This window comes from Bacillus sp. NSP9.1, from assembly GCF_000465465.2.
In the GTDB taxonomy this organism is placed as follows: domain Bacteria; phylum Bacillota; class Bacilli; order Bacillales; family Bacillaceae; genus Bacillus; species Bacillus sonorensis_A.
Window position 1 is genome coordinate 4,092,838 of the sequence record NZ_CP048273.1, and the last position, 23,469, is coordinate 4,116,306.

The 23,469-nt window shown below is 47.4% G+C and carries 22 protein-coding genes and 2 pseudogenes; 13 read left to right on the top strand and 11 right to left on the bottom strand.

Annotated elements, in window-relative coordinates; genetic code table 11:
- Positions 1–113 precede the first annotated feature (113 nt).
- Genes M654_RS21235 through M654_RS21245 form a run of 3 tightly spaced genes read left to right on the top strand, consistent with a single transcriptional unit; the run spans position 114 to position 2,987 of the window.
- Entirely contained in the window at positions 114–689 is a 576-nt protein-coding gene (locus tag M654_RS21235; RefSeq protein WP_026585927.1) for a DeoR family transcriptional regulator, read from the top strand.
- Positions 690–709: 20 nt separating this feature from the next.
- Positions 710–2,353 (top strand): copper resistance protein CopC, encoded by a 1,644-nt coding sequence (locus tag M654_RS21240; protein WP_026585926.1) that lies wholly within the window; start codon positions 710–712, stop codon positions 2,351–2,353.
- A gap of 4 nt (positions 2,354–2,357) precedes the next feature.
- Positions 2,358–2,987: a YcnI family copper-binding membrane protein gene (locus M654_RS21245; protein ID WP_026585925.1), complete on the top strand. Its 630-nt coding sequence runs from the start codon at positions 2,358–2,360 to the stop codon at positions 2,985–2,987.
- A gap of 83 nt (positions 2,988–3,070) precedes the next feature.
- On the opposite strand, the gene M654_RS21250 is transcribed toward M654_RS21245, so the two are convergent.
- Positions 3,071–3,211 carry a hypothetical protein gene (locus M654_RS21250; RefSeq protein ID WP_163170573.1) on the bottom strand — a complete coding sequence of 47 codons (141 nt, stop codon included), beginning with the start codon at positions 3,209–3,211 and terminating at the stop codon, positions 3,071–3,073.
- 172 nt (positions 3,212–3,383) lie between these two features.
- Between M654_RS21250 and M654_RS21255 the strand changes: the two genes are divergently transcribed.
- Positions 3,384–4,268 (top strand): DMT family transporter, encoded by an 885-nt coding sequence (locus M654_RS21255; RefSeq protein ID WP_026585924.1) that lies wholly within the window; start codon positions 3,384–3,386, stop codon positions 4,266–4,268.
- Positions 4,269–4,280: 12 nt separating this feature from the next.
- On the opposite strand, the gene M654_RS21260 is transcribed toward M654_RS21255, so the two are convergent.
- The 4 genes from M654_RS21260 to gabT all read right to left on the bottom strand — a co-directional run bounded on the left by M654_RS21260 (position 4,281) and on the right by gabT (position 8,777).
- Positions 4,281–4,544, bottom strand: a complete 264-nt coding sequence (locus M654_RS21260) for an SDR family NAD(P)-dependent oxidoreductase (RefSeq protein WP_035427904.1) — start codon at positions 4,542–4,544, stop codon at positions 4,281–4,283.
- Positions 4,545–4,675: 131 nt separating this feature from the next.
- The gene (gene gabD, locus M654_RS21265; protein WP_026585923.1) at positions 4,676–6,070 is read right to left on the bottom strand and encodes a succinate-semialdehyde dehydrogenase; all 1,395 of its coding nucleotides are present in this window, start codon (positions 6,068–6,070) and stop codon (positions 4,676–4,678) included.
- Positions 6,045–7,436, bottom strand: coding sequence for an APC family permease (locus M654_RS21270; protein ID WP_026585922.1), 1,392 nt, complete (start codon positions 7,434–7,436; stop codon positions 6,045–6,047). The genes gabD and M654_RS21270 overlap by 26 nt, the downstream gene beginning before the upstream one ends.
- A gap of 27 nt (positions 7,437–7,463) precedes the next feature.
- Positions 7,464–8,777 (bottom strand): 4-aminobutyrate--2-oxoglutarate transaminase, encoded by a 1,314-nt coding sequence (gene gabT / locus M654_RS21275; RefSeq protein ID WP_026585921.1) that lies wholly within the window; start codon positions 8,775–8,777, stop codon positions 7,464–7,466.
- A 101-nt stretch (positions 8,778–8,878) separates the two neighbouring features.
- Here gabT and gabR point away from each other — a divergent pair, with 101 nt between their 5' ends.
- Positions 8,879–10,297 carry a MocR-like transcriptional regulator GabR gene (gabR, locus tag M654_RS21280; RefSeq protein WP_026585920.1) on the top strand — a complete coding sequence of 473 codons (1,419 nt, stop codon included), beginning with the start codon at positions 8,879–8,881 and terminating at the stop codon, positions 10,295–10,297.
- Positions 10,298–10,366: 69 nt separating this feature from the next.
- On the opposite strand, the gene M654_RS21285 is transcribed toward gabR, so the two are convergent.
- The gene (locus tag M654_RS21285) at positions 10,367–10,663 is read right to left on the bottom strand and encodes an ArsR/SmtB family transcription factor (RefSeq protein WP_026585919.1); all 297 of its coding nucleotides are present in this window, start codon (positions 10,661–10,663) and stop codon (positions 10,367–10,369) included.
- A 136-nt stretch (positions 10,664–10,799) separates the two neighbouring features.
- On the opposite strand from M654_RS21285, the gene M654_RS21290 reads away from it, so the two are divergent.
- The 5 genes and pseudogenes from M654_RS21290 to M654_RS21310 all read left to right on the top strand — a co-directional run.
- The gene (locus M654_RS21290) at positions 10,800–11,084 is read left to right on the top strand and encodes a putative quinol monooxygenase (protein ID WP_026585918.1); all 285 of its coding nucleotides are present in this window, start codon (positions 10,800–10,802) and stop codon (positions 11,082–11,084) included.
- Between the two features lie 21 nt (positions 11,085–11,105).
- Positions 11,106–11,843, top strand: coding sequence for an NADPH-dependent oxidoreductase (locus M654_RS21295; protein ID WP_026585917.1), 738 nt, complete (start codon positions 11,106–11,108; stop codon positions 11,841–11,843).
- Between the two features lie 246 nt (positions 11,844–12,089).
- The gene (locus tag M654_RS21300) at positions 12,090–12,974 is read left to right on the top strand and encodes a TetR/AcrR family transcriptional regulator (protein ID WP_026585916.1); all 885 of its coding nucleotides are present in this window, start codon (positions 12,090–12,092) and stop codon (positions 12,972–12,974) included.
- 12 nt (positions 12,975–12,986) lie between these two features.
- Complete coding sequence (locus tag M654_RS21305) at positions 12,987–14,402, top strand: MDR family MFS transporter (protein WP_026585915.1); 1,416 nt, start codon at positions 12,987–12,989, stop codon at positions 14,400–14,402.
- A 168-nt stretch (positions 14,403–14,570) separates the two neighbouring features.
- Positions 14,571–14,691: pseudogene (locus M654_RS21310) on the top strand (transporter); the annotation flags it as partial.
- 214 nt (positions 14,692–14,905) lie between these two features.
- Here the strand turns inward: M654_RS21310 and bglS are convergent.
- Complete coding sequence (gene bglS, locus M654_RS21315) at positions 14,906–15,637, bottom strand: beta-glucanase (protein ID WP_026585914.1); 732 nt, start codon at positions 15,635–15,637, stop codon at positions 14,906–14,908.
- 184 nt (positions 15,638–15,821) lie between these two features.
- Between bglS and M654_RS21320 the strand changes: the two are divergent.
- A pseudogene (locus M654_RS21320) lies at positions 15,822–16,129 on the top strand (cation transporter dimerization domain-containing protein); the annotation flags it as partial.
- Positions 16,130–16,334: 205 nt separating this feature from the next.
- Here M654_RS21320 and M654_RS21325 read toward each other — a convergent pair.
- From M654_RS21325 to M654_RS21340, 4 genes are read right to left on the bottom strand one after another with little or no spacing between them, the layout of a single operon-like run.
- Positions 16,335–17,273 carry a siderophore ABC transporter substrate-binding protein gene (locus M654_RS21325; RefSeq protein ID WP_026585913.1) on the bottom strand — a complete coding sequence of 313 codons (939 nt, stop codon included), beginning with the start codon at positions 17,271–17,273 and terminating at the stop codon, positions 16,335–16,337.
- 10 nt (positions 17,274–17,283) lie between these two features.
- The gene (locus M654_RS21330) at positions 17,284–18,045 is read right to left on the bottom strand and encodes an iron ABC transporter ATP-binding protein (RefSeq protein ID WP_026585912.1); all 762 of its coding nucleotides are present in this window, start codon (positions 18,043–18,045) and stop codon (positions 17,284–17,286) included.
- Positions 18,042–18,989, bottom strand: coding sequence for an iron chelate uptake ABC transporter family permease subunit (locus M654_RS21335; RefSeq protein WP_026585911.1), 948 nt, complete (start codon positions 18,987–18,989; stop codon positions 18,042–18,044). The genes M654_RS21330 and M654_RS21335 overlap by 4 nt, the downstream gene beginning before the upstream one ends.
- Positions 18,982–19,932 carry an ABC transporter permease gene (locus M654_RS21340; RefSeq protein ID WP_026585910.1) on the bottom strand — a complete coding sequence of 317 codons (951 nt, stop codon included), beginning with the start codon at positions 19,930–19,932 and terminating at the stop codon, positions 18,982–18,984. The genes M654_RS21335 and M654_RS21340 overlap by 8 nt, the downstream gene beginning before the upstream one ends.
- Positions 19,933–20,190: 258 nt before the next feature.
- Between M654_RS21340 and M654_RS21345 the strand changes: the two genes are divergently transcribed.
- Together M654_RS21345 and M654_RS21350 are read left to right on the top strand one after the other, a co-directional pair.
- On the top strand, positions 20,191–21,552 hold the full coding sequence (locus tag M654_RS21345) for an aspartate kinase (RefSeq protein ID WP_026585909.1): 1,362 nt from the start codon (positions 20,191–20,193) through the stop codon (positions 21,550–21,552).
- 145 nt (positions 21,553–21,697) lie between these two features.
- On the top strand, positions 21,698–23,416 hold the full coding sequence (locus M654_RS21350; RefSeq protein ID WP_026585908.1) for a methyl-accepting chemotaxis protein: 1,719 nt from the start codon (positions 21,698–21,700) through the stop codon (positions 23,414–23,416).
- Positions 23,417–23,469 lie beyond the last annotated feature (53 nt).

Consider the following 23,469-nt stretch of genomic DNA (forward strand, 5'->3'; position numbering starts at 1 on the left):
TAACTTTTGTTAAAGTTCAACATTTCATCACATTTTTTATCATCATCCCGCTTGTTTCTTTTCCTTCAATTTAATAGGCTTATACATATACGAATCAAGAATGGAGGGGGAGAATGCTACCAATCAAACGGAGGCAGCAAATTTTGGCGTGGATCAAAGAAGAGGAAACCATGCGGATTTCCGACATTTCAAAAAGGCTGAACGTCTCTGAAATGACGGTGTACCGCGATATCAAACCGCTTATTGAAAACGGCCAGGTCATCAAAACGGCCGGCGGGATCGCTTTAAACCGGCCGAAGCAGCCGCAGGGCCAGCTCTGTCTCGTCTGCGGAAAACCGGCGGCGAATCAGAGGCTGTCCGTCCAAATCGTGAAAGCCGACGGCGGAGTTGAACAATTTTGCTGCGCCCACTGTGCCATGCTCCGCTATGAAAAGGTAAAGGATGATGCAGCACAGATCATCTGCCGCGATTTTTTATTGGACACGACAATCAGCGCCAAAATGGCCGTTTTTCTGCTTGATGCCGATCTTCATTTGCATTGCTGTGAGCCGCAGGCGATCGCGTTCGCCTCAAGATCCGACGCGGAGAAATTTAAGAAAGGGTTTGGAGGCAGGCTTTTGTCGTTTGATGATGCGGCACAGGAGATTCAGAAAAACATGAAGGAAGTTTGCTGCCGCCTGAAAACATGAAATTTTTAATGAAAGATTGGATGAATATGAAAAAAAGAGCTTCACTTTGGACAGTCATGGCTGTTCTCTGCTTCTTCATGGTGCCAAAAGCCGCCTTTGCCCATGCTTATATCGTCGATTCGGCGCCGGCGGCGAATCAGGAGCTGGAAAAAGCGCCGAAAGAGGTCAAAATCGAATTCAATGAAGTGATTCAGGAAGGATTTCACTCGATAACGGTCAGAAATTCTTCGGGTGAGCGCGTCGATTCAGGGGAAACGCAAATCGATCCGGACAACCGAAAAATCATGACCGTCAGGTTGAAGCAAAATATCAAGAATGATATTTATTCAGCTGAATGGCGTGCTGTATCGGCTGACGGCCATCCCGTCTCAGGCACGATCCCCTTCAGTGTCGGCAACGTTCAAGGCGGTTTGGCAAATGAGCAAACAAGCGCCGCAAAAAGCCTGCCATCGGCCGATACCGTTATGAATCGAGTTCTTCTTTACACAGGTTTTTCCCTTTTCATGGGCGCTGTTCTTTTCAGGCTCGTCTGGCACCGCCCTGAAAACGGATGGCCGGCCAACAGACGCCGCCGCGTGAACCGGGTCAGGAACATCGCGCTCCTGTTCATCAGCGCAGCTATCATCATTCAGCTGCCGCTTGAGACAAAGGCAAATGCGGGAGTTTCATGGACGGAGGCTTTTCAGCCTGGACTGTTAAAGGAAACGCTTTTTCATACAACAAGCGGGATGCTGTGGATCGTCAACATCGTCCTCGTCGCTCTGCTTGCCGTTTTCTCGCTGAAAAACGGACGATTGAACAGCATTTTAGGGTTGATCCTGTTCATAGGGCTTTTATTTGTCAAATCGTTTTCCGGCCATGCCGCTGCAACGAGTTACAGCTATATGACGACAGCGATGGATTTCATCCATTTGACAGCAGCATCCGTTTGGACCGGGGGACTTGCCTCCATTGTGCTGTTCTTCGGGAAAGACTGGCTCAAGCCTGATAAAGACCCCATATGGGCGACGATCCGGCGCTTTTCGCCGTGGGCGCTCGTTTCAGCGGGGCTCCTGATGTTTTCGGGATTGCTAAACAGCTTTTTCATTGTCCATACATTGAACAACCTGTTGGAGACCCTTTACGGGAAAACGCTTCTGCTCAAATCAGGGCTCGTCCTGTTGATGATCGGCTTTGGGGCGTTTCATTATGTCCGCTTCAGAAAAAAACCGAAACACTCAAGGCACACGATCAAAGCCGAATGGGCAGCCGGTCTTCTCATCCTTTTGACAACAGCGGTTTTCACCAACATACCAAGCCCGCCGGCGCCGCTTCCGCAGCCATTTAATGAAACAAAGCAGCTGACTGACGGTCAAACTCTGTCACTAAGAATCAGTCCGAACATGCCCGGAGCCAATACATTTGAAGTCGTTGTCAAAGACCGAAGGGGAGAAGTGATCAAAGATATTCAGAAAATCGACTTAACGGTCTCCAAAACAAGTCTTTTCGGCGACAGCAAGGAAAGCACCTTCACCCTTTCCAAAAAGGAAAAGGGCGTATTCCGAGCGAAAAATTTAAACCTGAATGAAGAAGGCATCTGGAAAGTCCGGGTGCATGGCTTAACAGCATCATTTGAGGAAATCAGAACGGTTTTTAATGCAAAAGTCAATAAAAAGGAGTCTTGATAGCATGTTTAAACAAAACTTGTTTTTAAGCGCCGTATGCGCAGCACTTCTGCTTTTTGCCGTACCGGTGAGCGCACACGTCACCGTCAAGCCCGCCGAATCCGCGGCAGGATCATGGGAAACATATACGATCAAAGTGCCGGTTGAAAAAGATATCGCAACGACTAAAGTCGTTCTCAGCATGCCTGATGGCGTTGAGTTTCAGCAGTATGAACCTGTTCCCGGCTGGAAAACGAGCACCGAAGAAAAAGACGGAAAGGTCACAAGAGTGACATGGGAAGCTGAAGACGGAGGCATTCAGCCGGGAGAGTTCCAGCAGTTTACCTTCACGGCGAAAAACCCCGACAAACAGCAGCAGGCCGCATGGGACGCCTACCAGTATTATAAAGACGGAAGCATTGTCGAATGGACCGGTGATGAAGACGCCGATACCCCGCACTCGATCACAAACATCGTCGATGCTTCCAAGCTCGGACACGAAACCGTTGATGAGCATGGAGCGACAACAAAAGAGACACCGCAAGAAGCTCAGGGAAATTCAGGGATTCAAACCGCTTCTCTCATTTTGTCAATCCTTGCTGTTTTACTCGGGGGAACGGCACTGTTCGTGACAGTGCGCAGAAAGAAATCGTAAAAAGACTTATGCTGCCTGAGAGGATCTCGGGCAGCTTTTTTTGCGGAAAAGAAAACCCCCGTTATCACGTCGTTATGATTGGTTCACCAGGGGTTTAGTGATTCTGCCAAAATATAATAGGACATACCCGTTTTTTCTTCCGTTTCAAGTAAATTCCGGCCGATCGGCAACTCCTGTGTACAGCTTTTCGGTATGCCTTGAATGGCTTCATCCGCTTCCTCCATGAATGGATTGATCACCTATGATATGATTTCGCCAAGGGTGTTGACCAGTTCCTTTTTCAGGAGCGGAGTAATCGCATTGCACATCATCATATGATTTAAAAAACGGCAAACTTGTCATACAATAGAAAAAGTGAAATTGATCGGTATTTTGACCTGAGGGAGAGATCGGAGCATGAAACTATCGATTCTATTTGTCTTGCTGGCTGCGGTTTTATGGGGAACGACAGGAACAACCCAGGCGTTTGCGCCAAAGGAAGCGGCGCCTCTTGTTTTCGGTGCCGTCAGAATGGCGGTCGGCGGCTTAACCTTGCTGCTTTTCGCGGCCGGACGCGGGCGGTTGACACGCGCAGGCTGGCCTGTACGGCCGTTGGTCATCGCAGCCCTTAGTATGGCATTCTATCAGCCTTTCTTTTTTTCGGCCGTCAGCTTATCCGGGATTGCCGTCGGAACGGTGGTCGCCATCGGCAGCGCACCGGTTCTCGCAGGCTGCCTTGAATGGCTGACCCACCGCAAGATTCCCGGCAAAAGATGGTGGATTGCGACGATGGCGGCGATCTGCGGTGTATCCTTGTTATTTATCCCATCCGCTTCCTCAAAAGGCAGCTTCTTCGGCATTTTGCTGGCGCTTGGGGCGGGGCTCTCTTTTGCCGTGTATACCTTGACGAGCAAACAGCTCCTGCAAAGGCAGATGCCCGAGGCCGTAACCGGGGTTGTCTTCTCCTTAAGCGCTGTGATGCTCTCTCCGTTATTGTTTCTGTATGATCTGAGCTGGATCTTTTCCGCCCGGGGTGCGGGGGCCAGCCTTTATATCGGAGTGATCGCGACTGCTGCAGCATATCTCTTGTTTACAACAGGCCTGAAAAAAGTGCCCGCTTCAACGGCCGTCACCCTGTCCCTGGCCGAACCGCTCACCGCTTCGCTGTTGGGGACCGCGCTTGTCAGAGAGTCCCTTTCTCCCGTGTCATGGGCGGGGATCGCGCTTTTGTTGCTGGGGATTTTTTATGTATCGTATACACCTAAAAAGAAACGGAGTTTCGGAGTCTATGAAAACGTATAGCGGTGTGCGTTTTCACAGCACATCAATTCGTCCGAAGGTATCGATCGTAAAACGCGCAAGCTCCTCCATATCATCTTGAGAAGTGACGTCTGTTACTTTATATTCAACTGTGCCGCCCTGTTTTTCAAGTGCCAGCTTAAGATTCCGCAGACGGCCTTCACGCCTCGCCGTAAGCACAACCTTGGCACCATTGCTTGCAAGTTCTTTGGCAACAGCTTCTCTGATTCTGCTGGATGCTCCGGTTAAAATAACGACTTTCTCTTCAACTGTCTTTATACATCAAAAAACTGCACTTCACATGATGATCTGTAGCCGTCGAGCTGCATTTGGTTTCCAAAATGAAAGCCCTGTATACTTGATTGTACACAGGGCTTTCTTTTGACACATATCGGTGAGGTTGTCGTCTTTTAATCACCCAAACCGATGGACAAATATTTCGTTTCAAGATAAGGTTCGATTCCCTCAATTCCGCCTTCACGGCCGATGCCGCTTTCCTTCATGCCGCCGAACGGTGCCTGTACTGCAGACGGGCCGCCGTCATTCCAGCCGAGAATGCCGTAATCAAGGTTTTCCGACAAATAGATGCCGCTGCGATAGTTTTCCGTAAAGAAATAAGCCGCTAACCCGTATGGCGTATCATTGGCAAGCTTGATCGCTTCATCCAATGTTTTGAAAGACGTAATCGGTGCAACAGGACCGAATGTTTCTTCATGCATGATCGTCATCGAAGCATCGACATCAGTCAGCACTGTCGGATGTACAAAATAACACGATTTCTCATCATCGCTGTCATATTCCGCGCCGATTAAAACCTTTGCACCTTTTTCGACCGCGTCATTGATTTGATCGACGATTTTTTGGAAGCCTTTTTTATTGATGATCGGTCCGACTGAAACGCCTTCGTCAAGACCGTTCCCCACTTTCAGCTTGGCGACTTCCGCGCGGAGTTTTTCCGCAAATTCGTCCTTGATCGATTCATGAACGATCAGACGATTGGCGCAGACACAGGTTTGTCCGGCGTTTCTGTATTTTGACAGCATAGCCTGTTGAACGGCAAGGTCAATGTTGGCATCCTCAGCAACGATCAGCGGCGCATGCCCGCCAAGCTCCATTGAGACATGCTTCACTGTATCAGCGCTGTTTTTAATCAAATGTTTGCCGACAGGCGTTGACCCGGTAAATGTGATTTTGCGGATCAACGGATGACTTGTGAAAATAGAGCCGATTTCTTCCCCGTCGCCGATCACACATTGAAGGGCGTCTTTCGGAATGCCGGCTTCATGCCCCAGACGCACAAGCTCAAGCGCTGTCAGCGGCGTATCCGGTGCAGGCTTGATGATAAAGGTGCAGCCCGCTGCCAGCGCAGGCGCGGCTTTACGCGTGATCATCGCCGCCGGAAAGTTCCACGGGGTAATGGCCGCAACAGGACCGACCGCCTGACGGGTGACGACAATCCGCTTATTGGTGACAGATGCGGGAACCGTTCTCCCGTAGACGCGCTTTGCTTCTTCTGCGTACCACTCAATATAACCTGCGGCGTACATCACTTCACCCTGTGCTTCCTGATAAGGTTTTCCATTCTCAAGCGTAATCAGCTTGGCCAGCTCTTCTTTTTGCTCAACAATGAGATCAAACCACTTTTTCAGCAAGCCCGCTCTTTCAACAGCCGACGTTTTCGACCATGTTTGAAACGCCTCATGTGAACGCTCAACCGCTTCTTCGACTTCCTTTGCGGATTGCTGGGGAACCGATTTGATTTTTTCTCCGGTTGCCGGGTTAAACACTTCTAGCATGCTGGTCATCTTGAATCTCCTCCCCTTTATGCTTTGAATTGCTGTTGTATAAAATAATGCCGATCAATGTCCATCCCGCCAATATCAGCCATTCATACGGCCACACGAGCGCAGCCGGCATGCCCGGCAAATAAAAGGCAAGGAAGATAACACTTAAGAGGATAGCAGATAAACCCGTTGTTTTCCACTTATTGATTTTGTACGGTCGGTGTAAGTGGGGCTCTGTTTTTCTCAGCTTCATAAACGCAATTGACACGATCAAATACCCGACGATAATGCCGGTTCCTCCGGCATCAACAATCCACACGAGAGCGGGGCGTCCCAGGAGAGGCGCGAAGAATGCCAACGCGCCAAGAAATAAAATCGCATGTGTCGGCGTTTGATACTTGGGATGAATATAGCTGAACCATTTCGGAACCATCCCTTTTTCAGCCATGGCAAACAGGATGCGGCTCGCCCCGATGATAAACGCGTTCCAGCTTGTAATGATGCCGGCCACACCTCCAAGTACAAGGACAGTGCCGAACAGCTGACTGCCAAGCAGGTTCACCATGGCGTCTGCCGTTGCCAAAGAAGTCTCCGCAAGCTCGCTTTCAGATAAACCCATCGTCACCCCGAAGACGATCAAAAGGTAGAACACAACCGCGCTGACAATCGAGATGATTAAAATGTTGCCGATGATTTTTTTCGGTGCTTTGATTTCGGCCGCCACCTGAGGAATGACGTCAAATCCGACGAACAAAAACGGGATCATGACGAGCACGGACATCATTCCGGAAAATCCGTCTTTAAAGAGCGGCTTGACATTTTCAAAATCACCGTTGAACAAGGCGCCGCCCAGAAGCAGAAATCCGGTTGCAATGATGGCAATCGTAAAGACCGATTGAAAAATCGCAGCCGGCTTCACTCCGAAGTAATTGAGGGCGGTCAAAACGACGGCGCCTCCTGAGCCGATCAAAACCCAAGTCAAATAAACATCCCAGCCGCTGAGCGACCATAAAAACCCTTGGTGTTCAACAGGCATCACATAATCAATAACAGTCGGCAGTGCGACGGCTTCAAAGGTAATGACTGAAACATAGCCGAACAGCACACCCCAAGCGGCGATAAATGCCGTCTTCCGCCCAAATGCCCGATAGACGAAAACCAGTCCGCCTCCCGTTTCCGGGATCGCGGAAGACAGTTCCGCATACGTTAAACCGATCAATATCACAAGAATCCCGCCGATGACAAACGCGATCGTGCTGCCCAAAAAGCCGGCCGTCGAAATCCAGTCGCCGGAAAGGACAACCCAGCCCCAGCCCAGCATGGCCCCGATCGCCAAAAATAGCACATCCGTCTGCGACATTGATTTTTTCATTTTCTGTTTTCCCATGAACATCCGCCCCCTTTGTTGGTCAATCTAGAGTTGTTCCAGCGCTTCTTCGATGATGCCAAGCCCTTCTTGCAGCAATTCGTCCGTGATCACAAGCGGCGACAGAAAACGGATGATATTGCCGTTGATCCCCGCCGTTAATAAAAGCAGCCCGTGTTCATTGGCATACTTGGCGATATTGGCGGCTGACGCTTTGTCCGGCTGACGCGAGCTTTGATCTGTGACGATTTCGATCGCCGCCATCGCCCCGAGCCTGCGGACTTCACCGATCATCGGGTATTTCGTCTTCCATTCAAGCGCTTTCTCTTCGATCGCTTTTCCGATTTCTTCAGAACGCTTATTCAGCTCTTCCTCTTCAATAATGTCGAGCACGGCAAGCGCGGCGACACAGCCGAGCGGACTGCCGGCATACGTCCCGCCAAGCTCGCCGGGGGATGCGGCATCGAGCATTTCCGCCTGTCCGATGACACCGCTGAGCGGAACGCCTGCGGCAAGGGACTTCGATACCGTCACAAGGTCAGGTACAACATCGAAGTGTTCAATCGCAAAGTATTTACCTGTGCGGGCAAAGCCTGTTTGAATCTCGTCAGCCACAAAGACGATTCCGTGCTGTTTGCAGAAACGGGCGACATGCTGGACAAACCGTTTGGAAGGAATGATAAAGCCGCCTTCCCCCTGCACCGGCTCCATGACGACACATGCGACCGTCTCGGGAGCGACAGAGGAAACAAAGAAATCGTCAAAAGCCTGAATCACCATGTCATCATAGCTTTCATCCGTCATGCCTTCCGGCTTCCTGTAATAGTAAGGGAACGGCGCCTGATAGACCTCAGGTGCAAATGGCCCGAATCCGAACTTGTACGGCTTGACCTTGCTCGTCATGCTCATCGTCATGTTGGTGCGGCCGTGGAATCCGCGGGTAAAGGATACGACCGCTTGACGATTGGTATATTTTCTGGCGATTTTTACGGCGTTCTCAACGGCTTCAGCCCCCGAATTTAAGAAAATGGCTTTTTTATCGTGTGTGCCTGGTGCAAGCCGGCACAGCTTTTCCGCCAGTTCCAGATATGCAGGATACATCATCACATTGAAGCCCGGATGGATTAGCTGTCCGGCTTGCCGCTTGACCGCTTCAACGACTTTCGGATGGGAATGCCCGACGTTTACCGTACCGATCGCTCCTGCGAAATCGATAAAACGCCGGCCGTCTATATCATATAAAACCGCACCTTCTCCTTTTGCTGCCAGCTGGCGGTTGCCATTGGCAACCCCTCTTGCCACAAATTGATCCCGTTTGGCCTGCCAGTCTTTCGTTGTCAACTCTGTTGTGTTAAGACTCATAAATGATCTCTCCCCTTCATTATTTCTTACTATTCTGAATATTTTTTGGTATGATGAAAAGTACCAACTTTTAATTTTTCATGGTACCAGAAGGAGGGGCTATGATTACAATACCGATTGACCGCTCTGGGGACGCGGATTATATTTATCACCAAATTTATCAGAAAATCAAAGAAGAAATATTCAACCGAAATCTTTTGCCGGACAACAAACTGCCGTCAAAACGCGAACTTGCCAAAGCGCTGAACGTCAGCATCAATTCCGTCAATGCGGCTTACCAGCAGCTTCTTGCCGAAGGGTACCTCTATTCAAAGGAAAGAAAGGGTTTTTTCGTGGAGCAGATCGAAACATTTCACGCCAGCCGGCACTCAGAACCGCTCCGGCTTGATGCAGAATTGGCTGAAGAAGCGGAAAAAGGAGGCGGCTGGATTTCTTTTTCACATATGAACGTGGATACAACTCATTTTCCTTTTAAAACATGGCTTCGCTGCGAACAAAAAGCTGTCGCTTCCCATACGAGTGAACTCGGAGAAATGACGCATCCGCAGGGCGTATACGGAGTGCGTCAGACCATCGCCCGCTTCATCGCGCTGACAAGAGGTGTCAAATGCCATCCCGAGCAGATCGTGATCAGCGCCGGCACTCAGCCGCTCATCCACACCCTCCAGGACCTGCTTCCGGAATCTGCCCTTTATGCAATGGAGGAGCCCGGATACAGCCGCATCTACCAATTGCTGAAAAATGAGAACAAGCGGGTCGCAACGATCGAGCTTGATCATAAAGGCGTGCGGATCAGCGATATTCAAGCGCTGAACCCCGATGTTCTGTTTGTGACGCCTTCACACCAGTTTCCAACAGGCATCATCATGCCGGTATCAAGAAGGATTCAGCTGTTGAACTGGGTGTCCGACGGTGAAGACCGCTATATTGTTGAAGACGATTATGACAGCGAATTTAAATATGGCAGCGACACCATTCCGGCTTTGCAAAGCCTTGACCGCTCTGAAAAAGTGATTTACATCGGAACATTTTCCAAGTCGCTTCTTCCCGGCCTGAGAATCAGCTATATGGTGCTGCCGCAAAAACTGTTGAAGCGATATAGAAAACGGCACCATTTCTCCATTCAAACAAGCAGCGTCCTGACGCAATTCGCCCTTCAGGAATTCATTGAATCGGGAGAATACCAAAAACACATCAAGAAAATGAACCAAATATATGAAGAAAAACGGACAAGGCTGATCGAAAGCCTTGAGAACACCTTCGCGCACCGGCTGAAGATCAAAGGAGCAAGCGCAGGGCTGCATTTTGTGGCCGACTTTGAAACAAACCACAGTGAAGAGGATGTTTTACGGCGGGCCGGAGAAAGACGGGTGGAAATATACGGGATGAATCGCTTTATATTAAATGGAAAAAAAGAGAAGCAACCCGGTGTCGTCTCTCTTGTTCTTGGATTTGCGAAAATCGGCATGGGGCAGATTGATGACGGGGTGGCAAAGCTCTATGAGGCGGTCTGCGGATAAAACAAATACACCGGCAGCGCTATCTGCCGGTATTCCCGAAAATGAGCTTCGATATGTTTTAATTAAGGTTTACCACCGTTCTTTGCCGACTTGAAGGATCGCATCGATCAATCCCGGAAACTGCTTATCCAGTTCATCCTTGCAAAGGGAATAATAATGGTGCTTTCCTTCAATCCGCACTTTGAGAAGACCGGCTTCCCGAAGCACTTTGAAATGGTGGGAAAGCGTCGATTTGGCCACTTTGAAATTGCTGCATGAACCGCACGTTTTTTCCGCCGTTTCAGCCAAAGCTTGGACAATTTCCAGCCTGATCGGATCACTCAGCGCCTGAAGAACGGAGATTAACTTCATGTGATGTGTTTTCATGGGTTAAATGTATCATAATCCTTACTTCAAGACAATTAGGCAAATTGTTTGCCGAAGAAAGCTCCTCATGATACGATTCAACTGTTCGATGATTTTCGAACAATAAATTCAAATTGAATAACGGAGGTCATATCCGATGATCGTATTACAAGCTTACATGAAAGTAAAACCGGAAAAACGAGACTCATTTTTAGAAAGCATTCAGCCATTGCTTAAACATTCAAGAGCTGAAAGCGGAAATGCCCAATACGAGCTCTTCGAGAACACCGAAGAGGCCACTACATTTGTTATGCTCGAACAATGGAAAGACCAGGAAGCGCTTGACGCCCATAATCAAACAGAGCATTTTCAAACGTTTGTTAAACAAGCAGGCGACCTTTTAGCTGAACCGCTCAATGTGGTGCGCACGCAAACAACGTAAATGAAGAAGGGATAGATGAACATGAATGAAGTATTAAAAACACTGACAGACCACAGATCGATCCGCAGCTATACAGATGAGCCTGTCAGCCCTGAACAGCTGGACAGCATCATCCAAGCCGTCCAGGCCGCTCCGACATCGATCAACGGCCAGCAGGTCACCGTGATCACCGTCCAGGACCAAGAGAGAAAACAGAAGATTGCCGAACTGGCCGGCGGACAGGCCTGGATCGATCAGGCTCCCGTTTTCCTCCTCTTCTGCGCAGACTTCAACAGGGCGAAAATCGCGCTTGAGAAAAACGGACAGAACCTTGCCATAACAGACGGAATGGAATCGGTGCTCGTCGGGGCGGTCGATTGCGGCATCGCCATCGGCACTGCCACGGCTGCCGCCGAATCTATGGGACTCGGCACCGTGCCGATCGGCGCTGTCCGCGGCCGGGCCGAAGAACTGATCGGACTGCTCGAGATTCCCGAGTACGTGTTTCCGGTTGCAGGCCTTGTCGTAGGCCACCCGGCAGACCGTTCAGCGAAAAAACCGCGCCTGCCTGAACAAGCGGTAAGGCACAGCGAAACATACCGACGCGATTTGAAACCGCTGATTGACACATACGACGAAGAGATGTCCGAATACATGAAACAACGCACAAACGGACAGGAATCGCGAAACTGGTCGCAAGGCATTTCAGCTTACTACAACAGCGTGTATTATCCGCACATTCGGGAAATGCTTGAAAAGCAAGGATTTAAACTGAAATAGAAAAAACATGGGCTATCGCGTTCGATAGCCCTTTTTCAACATTCCGCAATCAAAAGCTCCATCATCAGTCTGCGCAATGTGGCAAACTGCGGCATCCTCCCCTTTTTGAATCGATCAAACCAGCCGCCAAATAAACTGAAACAAAATCGTTGACCGTACCGGTCGTGTCTGCTAATATTCTTTTATGAAAACTCATGAGTTTTTTTATGACTCATGGGTTTTATCATTGTGAGAGAAGGATCAAGGATGAAGGATAAGAAAGCAGACATCATAAAAGCCGCCAAAAAACTGTTTGCCGAAAAAGGCTACCTCAATGTTTCGATGCAGGCGATTGCTGAAGAATGCAAAATTTCCAAGGCCTCTATTTATAAAATCTTTCAATCAAAAGAAGAACTGCTGCTGGCATTAATCAACTTCAGAAAAGAAGAAATGCTGAAGAAAAGCGCCAAAATCAATACGGAATCCTCTTTGACGCCGAAAGAGAGATTCGCAAAGAAAATCGCCCTGGAAATCATGGAGTTTAGAGAAAACCGTCAATTTATCAACTTCATGTCCAACGACGGGGCGTCTCCTGATACGGCCCTTATTCGAAAGCATCTCAAACAGACGAAGTCGATGATTATCAGCTGGCACAGAGATTCGATCATTCAGGCGTACGGAGAAGAGGTGAAACCGTACATTTGGGAGCTCGTGATCATTTACCACGGCTTGATGAGGGAATTCCTTTTCTTAGTCGCCGCTAAAAAATCTCAGCCTCATGTCGAGTCGATTCCGCCATTCATTATGTCTTTGTTGGATTTGTACATCGAGAAAAAACAGACCGGTGAAATGAAACCTTCATTAAATGAAGACATTATAGCCAGCTATATGAATATGGCCATTCCACACCCGCCCAAAAAGGAAGAATTGCTGGCCGGGCATTTACAAACACTGAAAGATGCAATCCGCTCGCTGTCAAACGATGACTTTGACGTCAAGGAACTGCAATCTGCCGCGGGCATGCTGTGCCAAGAAATGTTCGAAGAAGAGCCGCGTCCGTTTTTGATTCAGGCTCTCCTCGATTACCTCGGAAAAATCGAGACGCTGGAACAGACAATAGCACAAATCAAAACAATATATACGAAAGAATAAGAGGGATTTCACATGAATACTCAAACTGAACAGCAAACCTATAATCGAAAGATCATCGTCGGTTTGCTTATTGCCGGAGCCTTTATCGCGATCTTGAATCAGACGCTTTTAGTTACCGCGCTGCCGCATATTATGGCGGATTTGAATATCGATGCGACACAAGGACAATGGCTGACAACGGCCTTTATGCTGACGAACGGGATTCTGATTCCGATTACCGCCTTTTTGATTGAGCGGTATTCAAGCCGGGCGCTTGTCATTGCCGCGATGGCAATCTTTACAGCCGGTACGATCGTCGGCGCGTTCGCGCCTAACTTCCCGATTCTATTGACTGCGCGGATCATCCAGGCCGCGGGCGCCGGAATTATGATGCCGCTTATGCAAACGATCTTTTTAACGATTTTCCCGGTTGAAAAACGGGGATCGGCAATGGGGATGGTCGGCCTTGTCATCGCCTTTGCCCCGGCGATCGGTCCGACATTGTCAGGCTGGATCGTTGACAGCTTTACTTGGAGATACTTATTCTATATCATTTTGCCAATTGCGCTCATTGACCTTGTATTGGTCATCATTCTGATGAAAAACGTAACGAAATTGAGAGAAACATCTGTTGACATCCTCTCCATCATCCTGTCCAGCTTAGGGTTCGGCGGATTATTGTACGGATTCAGCAGCGCCGGCTCAGAAGGATGGGGAGACAATACCGTTATCACTTCATTTGTCATTGGCGCCATTGCCTTAATCGTCTTTATTATGAGACAGTTGAGGATCAAAAGACCGATTCTCGAATTCCGCGTCTTTCAATCATGGACGTTCAGCATAACCACATTGCTGGGAATGATTGTTTTCGCCTTAATGATCGGTACAGAAACGATTTTGCCGCTTTATACACAGAACGTCAGAGACGTTACCGCTTTTGATTCCGGTCTGATGCTTCTGCCGGGAGCGGTCGCTATGGGGATTATGTCTCCGATTATCGGCAGGATTTTTGACAAGATCGGCGGAAAAGGGCTGGCGATCATCGGATTTGCCCTCCTGCTCTTGACGACGATACCGTTTGCCGATCTGAAAATCGATACATCACTGACATTCATTGTCGTCATTTATACCGTGCGCATGATCGGAACTTCGATGATCATGATGCCGCTGACAACAGCCGGCATCAACGCTTTGCCGAATCATCTGATTCCGCACGGAACAGCGATGAACAATACGATGCGTCAAATCGGCGGTTCGATCGGTACGGCTGTATTAATTTCTGTGATGAGTACGTCGACGAAACACGCCAGCACTTCAAATCCGTTGAACGCAGTCGTACACGGAATGAACTCAGCCTTTATCGTCGCAGCCGTCCTCGCCTTGATCGGATTTATTCTCTCATTTACGCTGAAAAAGAAGCCGCAGAAGCAAGAGCAGCCTGCGCGCTGAAGGAAAGACACCAGTTCGAACTGAACTGGTGTCTTGTCTTTTAATAAAAAACAGCCGGACTGTGCCGGCTGTTCCGTTTGTCGAAAATCCGTGTGAGAAAATATGACGGTTTATTCCAAATTTGTGAAGTCTTCAGCAGGTAAGCTTGGATAAAAAGAAAAAATGATCTATCGTCACTTTCGGGCCGAAACGCTTGCATCCTTTATTATGATAGCTATCGAACTGCAAGTGCTGTTCAGCGCCGGAGAATCCATTTTTTTTGCTAAACAAGACGCCGGATATGATTGCGGGACGGCAGCGGGCGATTTTAGTGAACGAAAGAGAAAGATTGATAGAACAACAAAAAGAAATTGAAGAATATGAAGATGTTATTTTAACAAAAGAAAGAGGACTGGCATTATCTCGATAAGTTTCGTATAGAAGACTATTCATGCCAACAATTTCTCATTACAATCATAAGAGCCCGGCTATATTGAGGCAGCAGGCTCTTATGATATATGACACTATTTTTTTGTATAACGCACCCAGTCGTAATGAGCGTATAGCGGTGTTACACCATTGTAGGAACCGAGCCATTCATCGACACCAGTACCATTCCACAAGTTCATCATGATCTTTCCTGGTGTTGTCGGAATATGGCTTGTCGCAGTATGTTTTAATTGCCCATCGACATACCATTTAATAGAATTTGGCTGCCAATCGAACGCATACGTGTGATAGGCATTGGCTGCATCAAATCCGAGATTCACAAGCTTCTCATGGTTTCCTATACCATTTGTATAATAGTTAAATTGAACCTTTGTTGTGTCTTTTCCTAAAAATTCGATATCAATCTCATCCCAAGGCGTTCCATCTGTTGGACCTGTGTAAGTGAAGAACGATGAAACGATCCCTGTGTTTTTAGCTGGTTTCATTTTGACTTCATAAAGTCCATAGCCATATGTTTGAACAGAACGGTTTTCCCCGCAGTCAAACTTGTTATAGGATGGACTTGTTAGCGCCAAACGCATTTCACCCAATGACGTCATTGATACATTATTTGCACGCCAAGTGCAGTTGAACATATTTCCATTCGAATAACCATTTGCTTTTTGCCATAAACCGGGGTTATAGCTGTTAAAAGGGTCAAAAAACGATCCGCCTGCTTGAGCCGAGGCAGTAGAAGTGAATGCAGACAAACTCATAAACAATCCAGTGATAAGAAGCAACAACACTCGTTTCATACGATAAGGCATGTTGGCAGTCCCCTTTTCTTGAAAGCGTTTTCTTTATCGATCATACATGATCCTTTTAACAGGGAACATCGGTCAAAATAATGATAATAAAGAATCTTACTTACTAGAATCCTGTACCTATCTTTTAGATTGAAAAGTCATTTGGCTTTGCACATTCTTTGGATTATACTTAGACTCAACTTTAATTGATATGGTCACGGCGTTTGTGAATTGGTCTTCTCATTTCAAAAAACGGGATGGGATATTGTTAAAGATTCATCCGGCTCTTTAACAGATGGCTTCGTGTTAAGGACATTTCAGATAAGAAAACGATCGAAAAGCTCTCACGAGATACTTGGGCAGTAGGGTCTGCGTTGATGTAGCGGCTGAAGTATCCGCTGATTTAAATATGACGGAAAGCCGCGATATCGCCAATGCAATTGAGCGGGGAATAAGGAGGAGCATGCGGTTGATTATTCGCATGTTCATATGGAGCCTATAGAACGGAAATAATTAGCTTCCTGCCACAGGAAGCTAAGATTAAAGAGAAAGTGGGGTTTTTAAAGACTGATATCAAAGAAACCCTCATTTTTATTTTCTCATACACAATATAAAGTGTATCTATAGGACGAACTCAATATATTGTATAGATAACATTTCAAAAAGGCTGTCGGGATTTTCTCAACAGCCTGAACAGCCGGACTGTGCCGGCTGTTTTTTATTTCAATCCGTTTTCGACTTCTTTCACCATTTCTGACACAGACTCAAGTCCTCCGCCTGATAAGTACCAGTAGCCCGGGTCAAGGTATGTGATATGACCGTTTTTATACGCGTTTGTCGATTTGACGATTTCGTTTTCAATCACTTCTTTGGCTGTTCCTTTTTCCCCGATGGCCGCGCTCCGGTCGATGACAAACAGATAGTCCGGATTTTTTTCTGAGATATATTCAGAAGAAACGCTTTGGCCGTGAAGGGATACTTTGATGTCTTGATCAGCAGGCTCAACGCCAAGTACATCGTGGATCAGGCCAAATCTTGAGCCGCTTCCATAAGCGCTGATTTGTTTGTCGCTTGTCAGGACGACCAATCCTTTGCCGCCTTTTTCTTTAGCCAGTTTGTTGACTTTCTCTGCCTGGCTATCAATTCTCGCCAGCTCATCCTTTACAGCATCTTCTTTGCCGAAGATTTTGCCGATGTTTTCGGTATTTTCTTTAAAGCTCTTCATATAGTTCTTCTGGTCAAGCTGAATGTCGATCGTCGGCGCGATTTTTTTGAACTCATCATATTGTTCCGACTGTCTGCCTTCGATGATGATCAAGTCGGGCTCAAGTTCAGCAATTTTTTCAAAGTCAGGCTCTTTCAGTCCGCCGACACTTTCATACTTATTTTCATTATATTTTTTAAGATAAGCCGGAAGACTTTGCTTCGGAAGGCCGACAACGCGGTCGCTTAATCCAAGCTCATCAAGTGTGTCAAGCACTCCGAAATTGAAGACAACGACTTTTTTCGGATTTTTGGGTACATCTGTTGAGCCGCTCGCATGTTTGATTGTGACCGTTTCTCCTTTTTTCGCACCTGAATCAGCGGATTGGCTTCCGCACGCCGCGATGACAAGCACTGTCACCAGCGCCATTAACAATAATGATAGTTTTTTCAAGATAATCACCTCATCCTTTAAAATAAACGCAAATTTTTTGGTCTCCGATTTGCTCAATCGGGATATCCATGTCATAGATGTCTTTCAGCACCGGTGTTTGAATGATCTCATCCACAGGCCCCTCTTTGACGATCCGCCCGTTTTTCAGGGCGACGATCCTGTCGGAATAAACCGAGGCAAAGTTGATGTCATGAATGACAATGACGATCGTTTTGCCGAGCTTTTCGACGAGATTTTTCAACAGTTTCATAATCTCCACCGAATGTTTCATATCAAGGTTATTCAGCGGTTCATCAAGCAAAATATAATCGGTATCCTGCGCGATGACCATTGCGATAAAAGCCCGCTGGCACTGGCCGCCGCTCAGCTCTTCCAAATGCTTATGTTCGATGTCTTTCAGTTTCATATATTCGATCGCTTCATCAACATATCTCCAGTCCTCTTGCGAAAGCCTTCCCTGTGAATAGGGAAATCTGCCGAAGCTGACAAGCTCTCTGACGGTCAGCCTGATGTTGATTTGGTTGGACTGTTTTAAAATGCTGATTTTTTTAGCTAAGTCATGGCTTTTGTAAGCACCGATTTCTTTGCCGTCGATCAGCACTTTTCCGGAATCCATGCCGGTCAGTCGGCTGATCATGGAAAGCAGCGTGCTTTTTCCCGCTCCGTTCGGCCCGATAAAAGAGGTGATGTTCCCTTTTTGAATCGAAAGCGATGTACTCTCAACAACGGTTTGGCCTCCGTATTGTTTGCTGACATGTTGAACTTCTATCATCCTTTACGCTCCTTCAGCAGCAGGTAAATAAAATAAATCCCGCCGATAAAATCAATGATCACAACCAAAGTCGCCGTTAAACCAAACAGCTTTTCAACGATGAACTGGCCGCCGACAAGCGCGATGATGGAAAACAAAACCGCTCCCGGAATCAGGATGCTGTGCTTATATGTTTTAAACACTTCCCTTGCGACGTTGACGACGAGAAGTCCCAAAAAGGTAATCGGCCCGACGAGCGCTGTTGATACGGATACAAGCATGGCGATGACGACCAGCATTTTTTTCACCGTCCGGTCATAGTCGATGCCAAGGTTAACGGCTTGGTCTCTGCCGAGCGACAGCACGTCAAAATACGGGTTGAACCGCCAGGCATAGAGAAGAACCGCCACAATCAGCACCGAAGCGATCAGCAGGATGTCCGTATTCAAATTGTTGAAGCTGGCGAACATTTTGCTTTGCACGACCTGGAATTCGTTCGGATCAATCAGCATCTGCATAAAGGAAGACAAGCTTCTAAATAAAGTGCCGAATATGATCCCGACAAGCAGAAGCAAAAAGATGTGCCTGCCTCCGCGGCGGAACATCAGGACGAACAGCACAAATGAAAAGCAGATCATCAAGGCCGTCGACAATAGAAAGTTGCCGTTTTTCCCAAGGTCGGCCAATCGCGCTGCACCGAAAAAGTAAATAATGGCCGTTTGCAGCAGCACATAAAGCGAATCAAGTCCGAGAATGCTCGGCGTTAAAATTCTGTTGTTTGTGATCGTCTGGAAGATCATCGAAGAATACGCGATCGCCGTCCCGACGACGATCATCGCCAGCACTTTGGCTATTCTTCGCGGCAGGGCATATTCCCAGACGGACGGCAGACCGTAAAACAGAAATACGCCGATGCAAACAGCCGCGATGATGATCAGGATCAACATTTTCTTTTGATCACGCATAGGCTTTTCTCCTTAACAGCAAATAAAGAAATACGCCGCTCCCGATGATGCCGACCATCAAACCGACGGAAATTTCATACGGAAAAATGATCAGCCGCCCTAATATGTCGCAAAACAGGACGAATACGGCGCCGAGCAATGCCGTATGAGGAAGGCTGTTTTTCAAATGGTCCCCGCGGTAAATCGAGACGATGTTTGGGATGATCAGACCGAGAAACGGAAGCGTCCCGACCGTCAAAATAACGACGGATGAGATCACCGACACGATGATCAGGCCGATGTTGACCACTCGCTTGTAATTCAGCCCCAAGTTGACGGCAAAGCTCTCACCCATTCCGGCTACCGTAAATTTGTTGGCGTACAGATAGGCGATGATCACGAGCGGAATACTCAGATATAACAGCTCATACCGCCCTTTCATGATCAGTGAGAAATTACCCTCAAACCATGCATTGAGATTTTGGATGAGATTATACTGATAAGCGATAAACGTCGAGACCGCGCTGACGACGCTTCCGAGCATCAAGCCGACAAGAGGGATGAACACGGCGTCTTTAAACTTGATTCTGTCCAAAACGTTGACAAACAGAAAGCTGCCGATCAGTGCGAACACGAAGGCAAACAGCATTTTCACCACAAGCCCGGCCGAAGAAAAAAACATCATGGCAATGATCACGCCGAGTCTCGCCCAATCCATCGTTCCGGCCGTCGTCGGTGAAACAAATTTATTGCGTGTCAGCTGCTGCATCATCAGCCCGCAGATGGCGAGGCTCATGCCTGCGAGCACGATGCTGATCATGCGGGGGATCCTGCTTATGTAAAGCGTTTGAATGTCGTCCTTATCCAAATGAAAAAGATCAAAAGGCGATAATGGCTTCACGCCGATGAAAACAGAACAGAAAGAAAGAATGATAAGCAGTAGCCATAAATACCGTAATTTCATGCTGCAAAAGCCTCCTTGCCAAACAAAAAACATACCCCCTCAGCCAACCACAAATGATTATCATTATCAATAAGACCCATCCATCATCTTATCACTTTTTCTGACATAGTCAATATGATGCAGCTCATTCAATCAAAAAGTCCTTCTGAAAAACACATTTGTTCTTTTAGAAAAGAAAAACCTTGATTCTTCTTGTAAAAAGCGTGATAATAAAAATTAAATTTATTGTGAAAATTTAAACTTTAGGAGATGTCTTGAATGAAAGTCGTTAAATTTGGCGGCAGTTCGCTTGCAACAGGAGCACAGCTTGAAAAGGTTTTTCAAATCGTCACTTCCGATCCCGAGAGAAGAGCTGTCGTCGTATCAGCCCCCGGGAAACGCCATGCACAAGATACGAAAGTAACCGATCTGCTCATTGACTGCGCCAGGCAGTATTTATTATCAGGGGAAGCGCCCGAGCTTGTCGAAACGATTGTCGGGCGATATGCCGACATCGCAATGGAACTGGGGCTTGGCGGTGACGTGGTCAGCCGCATCCGCCGGGATCTGCTTCATCTGCTTGAAGGCGATAAGCAAAATCCCGAACGATTTATAGATGCGATCAAAGCAAGCGGAGAGGATAACAACGCCAAATTGGTCGCGGCATACTTCCGGCATCGGGGAATTGAAGCCGAATATGTCAGTCCAAAAGACGCCGGCCTTTTTGTAACGAGTGAACCAGGCAACGCCCAGGTGCTGCCCGAATCATATGACAACCTGTTTCGCCTGAGAGAGCACAAGGGGATCATTGTCTTTCCGGGATTTTTCGGTTTCAACCAGAAAGGCGAAGTCATTACGTTCTCGCGAAGCGGTTCCGATATTACAGGTTCGATTTTGGCAAACGGCCTGAAAGCCGAGCTTTATGAAAATTTCACTGACGTTGATGCCGTTTATTCCGTCAATCCGTCAATCGTTTCCAACCCGAAAGAAATTCGCGAACTCACCTATCGGGAAATGCGCGAATTGTCTTATGCCGGCTTTTCCGTTTTTCATGATGAAGCTCTGATCCCGGCTTTCCGCGCCCGCATCCCGGTTCAGATCAAAAATACGAACAATCCGGCCGCAGAAGGGACAAGAGTTGTAGCTGAGCGGGACAACACCAACGGTCCGGTCGTCGGAATCGCCAGTGACAGCGGCTTTTGCAGCATTTACATCAGCAAATATTTGATGAACCGTGAAATCGGATTTGGACGCCGCGTTCTGCAAATCCTTGAAGACGACGGTCTGACATATGAGCACATCCCTTCAGGCATCGATGACATCACGATTATTTTGCGGCAGGATCAAATGGATGAAACGATTGAAGAGCGGGTCACCAGACGGATCAAGAAAGAACTGGACGCCGATGAAGTGACGATCGAACACAATATCGCTTTGATCATGGTGGTCGGTGAGGCGATGCGCCATAATGTCGGAACGACGGCGAGAGCTTCAAAAGCTCTGTCTGACGCACATGTCAATATTGAAATGATCAATCAGGGCTCATCAGAAGTCAGCATGATGTTCGGTGTCAAAGAAGCGCAGGAAAAGCAAGCGGTCCGCGCCTTATATCAAGAATTCTTCGCGAAAGTGCTCGTGTAAAAAACCCCTTTTTTTATGGGGTTTTTTTGTTGTGAGAACATATTCCCGTTCCTTTATTTGCATATCGGAAATTTCATATGAGTTCTCTTCACAACCGCTCTTCACAGACCGATATCTATAGTAAATAAACGACGGGAGAAAAAATATGAACCTGCTAAAAAACATCAAGATTAGAAGCAAGCTATTTATTATCATCATCATCTCCGCGCTTGCTTTAGCCATCGTCGGCATCCAGGGCATCAGAGGATTGAACAAAATTTCAAATGGCTCGGAGTTGATTTATCAAGAGCAATTAATCCCCAATCAGTTATTTGCAAAACTAAGAGCCAACAACCTTGAACTTGATACGTACAACTTTGAATTGATGGTAACGAAAGACAAAAACCGAAATGAAACCTTGCAAAAAAACATCAATGAAAAAAACGAAGAAAACACGTCCATCATGGAAAAAATCAATCAACTGAATTTAATGGACAATCTATCGGAAAAGTATGAGAGCTTTAAAAGCGAATATACGGATTTGCAAAACATCAGCAAGCAGATGCAGAGCCTTGCGATAGATAACAAAAACAAGGAGGCGTATGACGTCTACCTGAAAGATATGGAGCCTCAGAGAGAGGCTGTCGCTAAACAGCTTGAAGAGATTCAAACGCTGAATGCTGAGAACGCAAAAACGATTTATCAGCAAGATGCTAAAGAAGCCAGTTCGCTTACCATGCTTCTCATCGCTGTGATTGCTGCTGCTCTTATTTTATCTGTCACAATCGGCCTTTTAATCACAAGGCTGATCGCCAAGCCGATAAGAGACATTCAAAAATTGTTTGCCAAAACAGAGCAAGGTGATTTTACAGTTGAAGGAACGTATCAATCAAAAGATGAACTGGGCTTATTGACATCTTCATTCAACAATATGGTGGCGGGCGTCCGCTCGATCATTGAAACGGTTGGTGAAACGTCTCATCAAGTGGCCTCCTCTTCCCAAGAGTTAAGCGCGAGTGCTGAGGAAAGCACGAAAGCAAGCGAATATATTTCTTCGACCATTCAAGAGCTTGCAGCAGGCTCTGACAAACAGGCGGAAAGTGTCGAAAACAGCAGAACCATCATTAAAGGAATGACGGAGTTTGCCGGAAGAATTTCTTCCAATGCAGAAACAGCGGCGGCAACCGCTGATCAAACCGCGCAAATGTCGCTCGAAGGAACGGCGGTCATGCAAAAAGTCAGCTCACAGATGCAGTCCATTAATGAAACGGTTGCCTCACTCTCAGAAGCATTTAAGCATTTGTCAGACCGTTCAAATGAAATCGGGAATATTACTGAAGTCATTACGAGCATCGCAGAACAGACGAATCTGCTCGCATTAAACGCGGCCATCGAAGCGGCCAGAGCGGGGGAACAAGGTAAAGGGTTTGCCGTTGTCGCTGATGAGGTCAGAAAGCTGGCGGAACAATCCGCACACTCCGCAGAACAGATTACAAAGTTGATCACGATTATTCAAAATGATACAAAACAAACGATGAATACGGTTGTTTCGGCAACCGGCGAAGTCAAAGAAGGACTTGTCGTCGTCAATGAAGCCGGCGGCGCGTTCCATAAAATCGAGAATGCGATTAAAGGAGTGGCCGCGCAGATTAACGGTGTGACAGACCTGGTGAAAAACCTGACGGCCGGCACAGAGGAAATCGAAACCGCGATTAACGGTGTGAAAGAAGTGGCGGAAACAGCCGCGGAAAGCACGCAAACAGTCAGTGCGGCAACACAGGAGCAGCTCGCTTCAATGGAAGAAATCGCAGCTTCATCCCAGATCCTTGCGCAAAACGCCGAAGAATTGCAGGATCTCATTCAGAAGTTCAAAATCAAAGCTTAGCTTGCCAACCCTTAAACGTTCCAGTTTAGGGGTTCTTTTTATTCAGCAAAAAA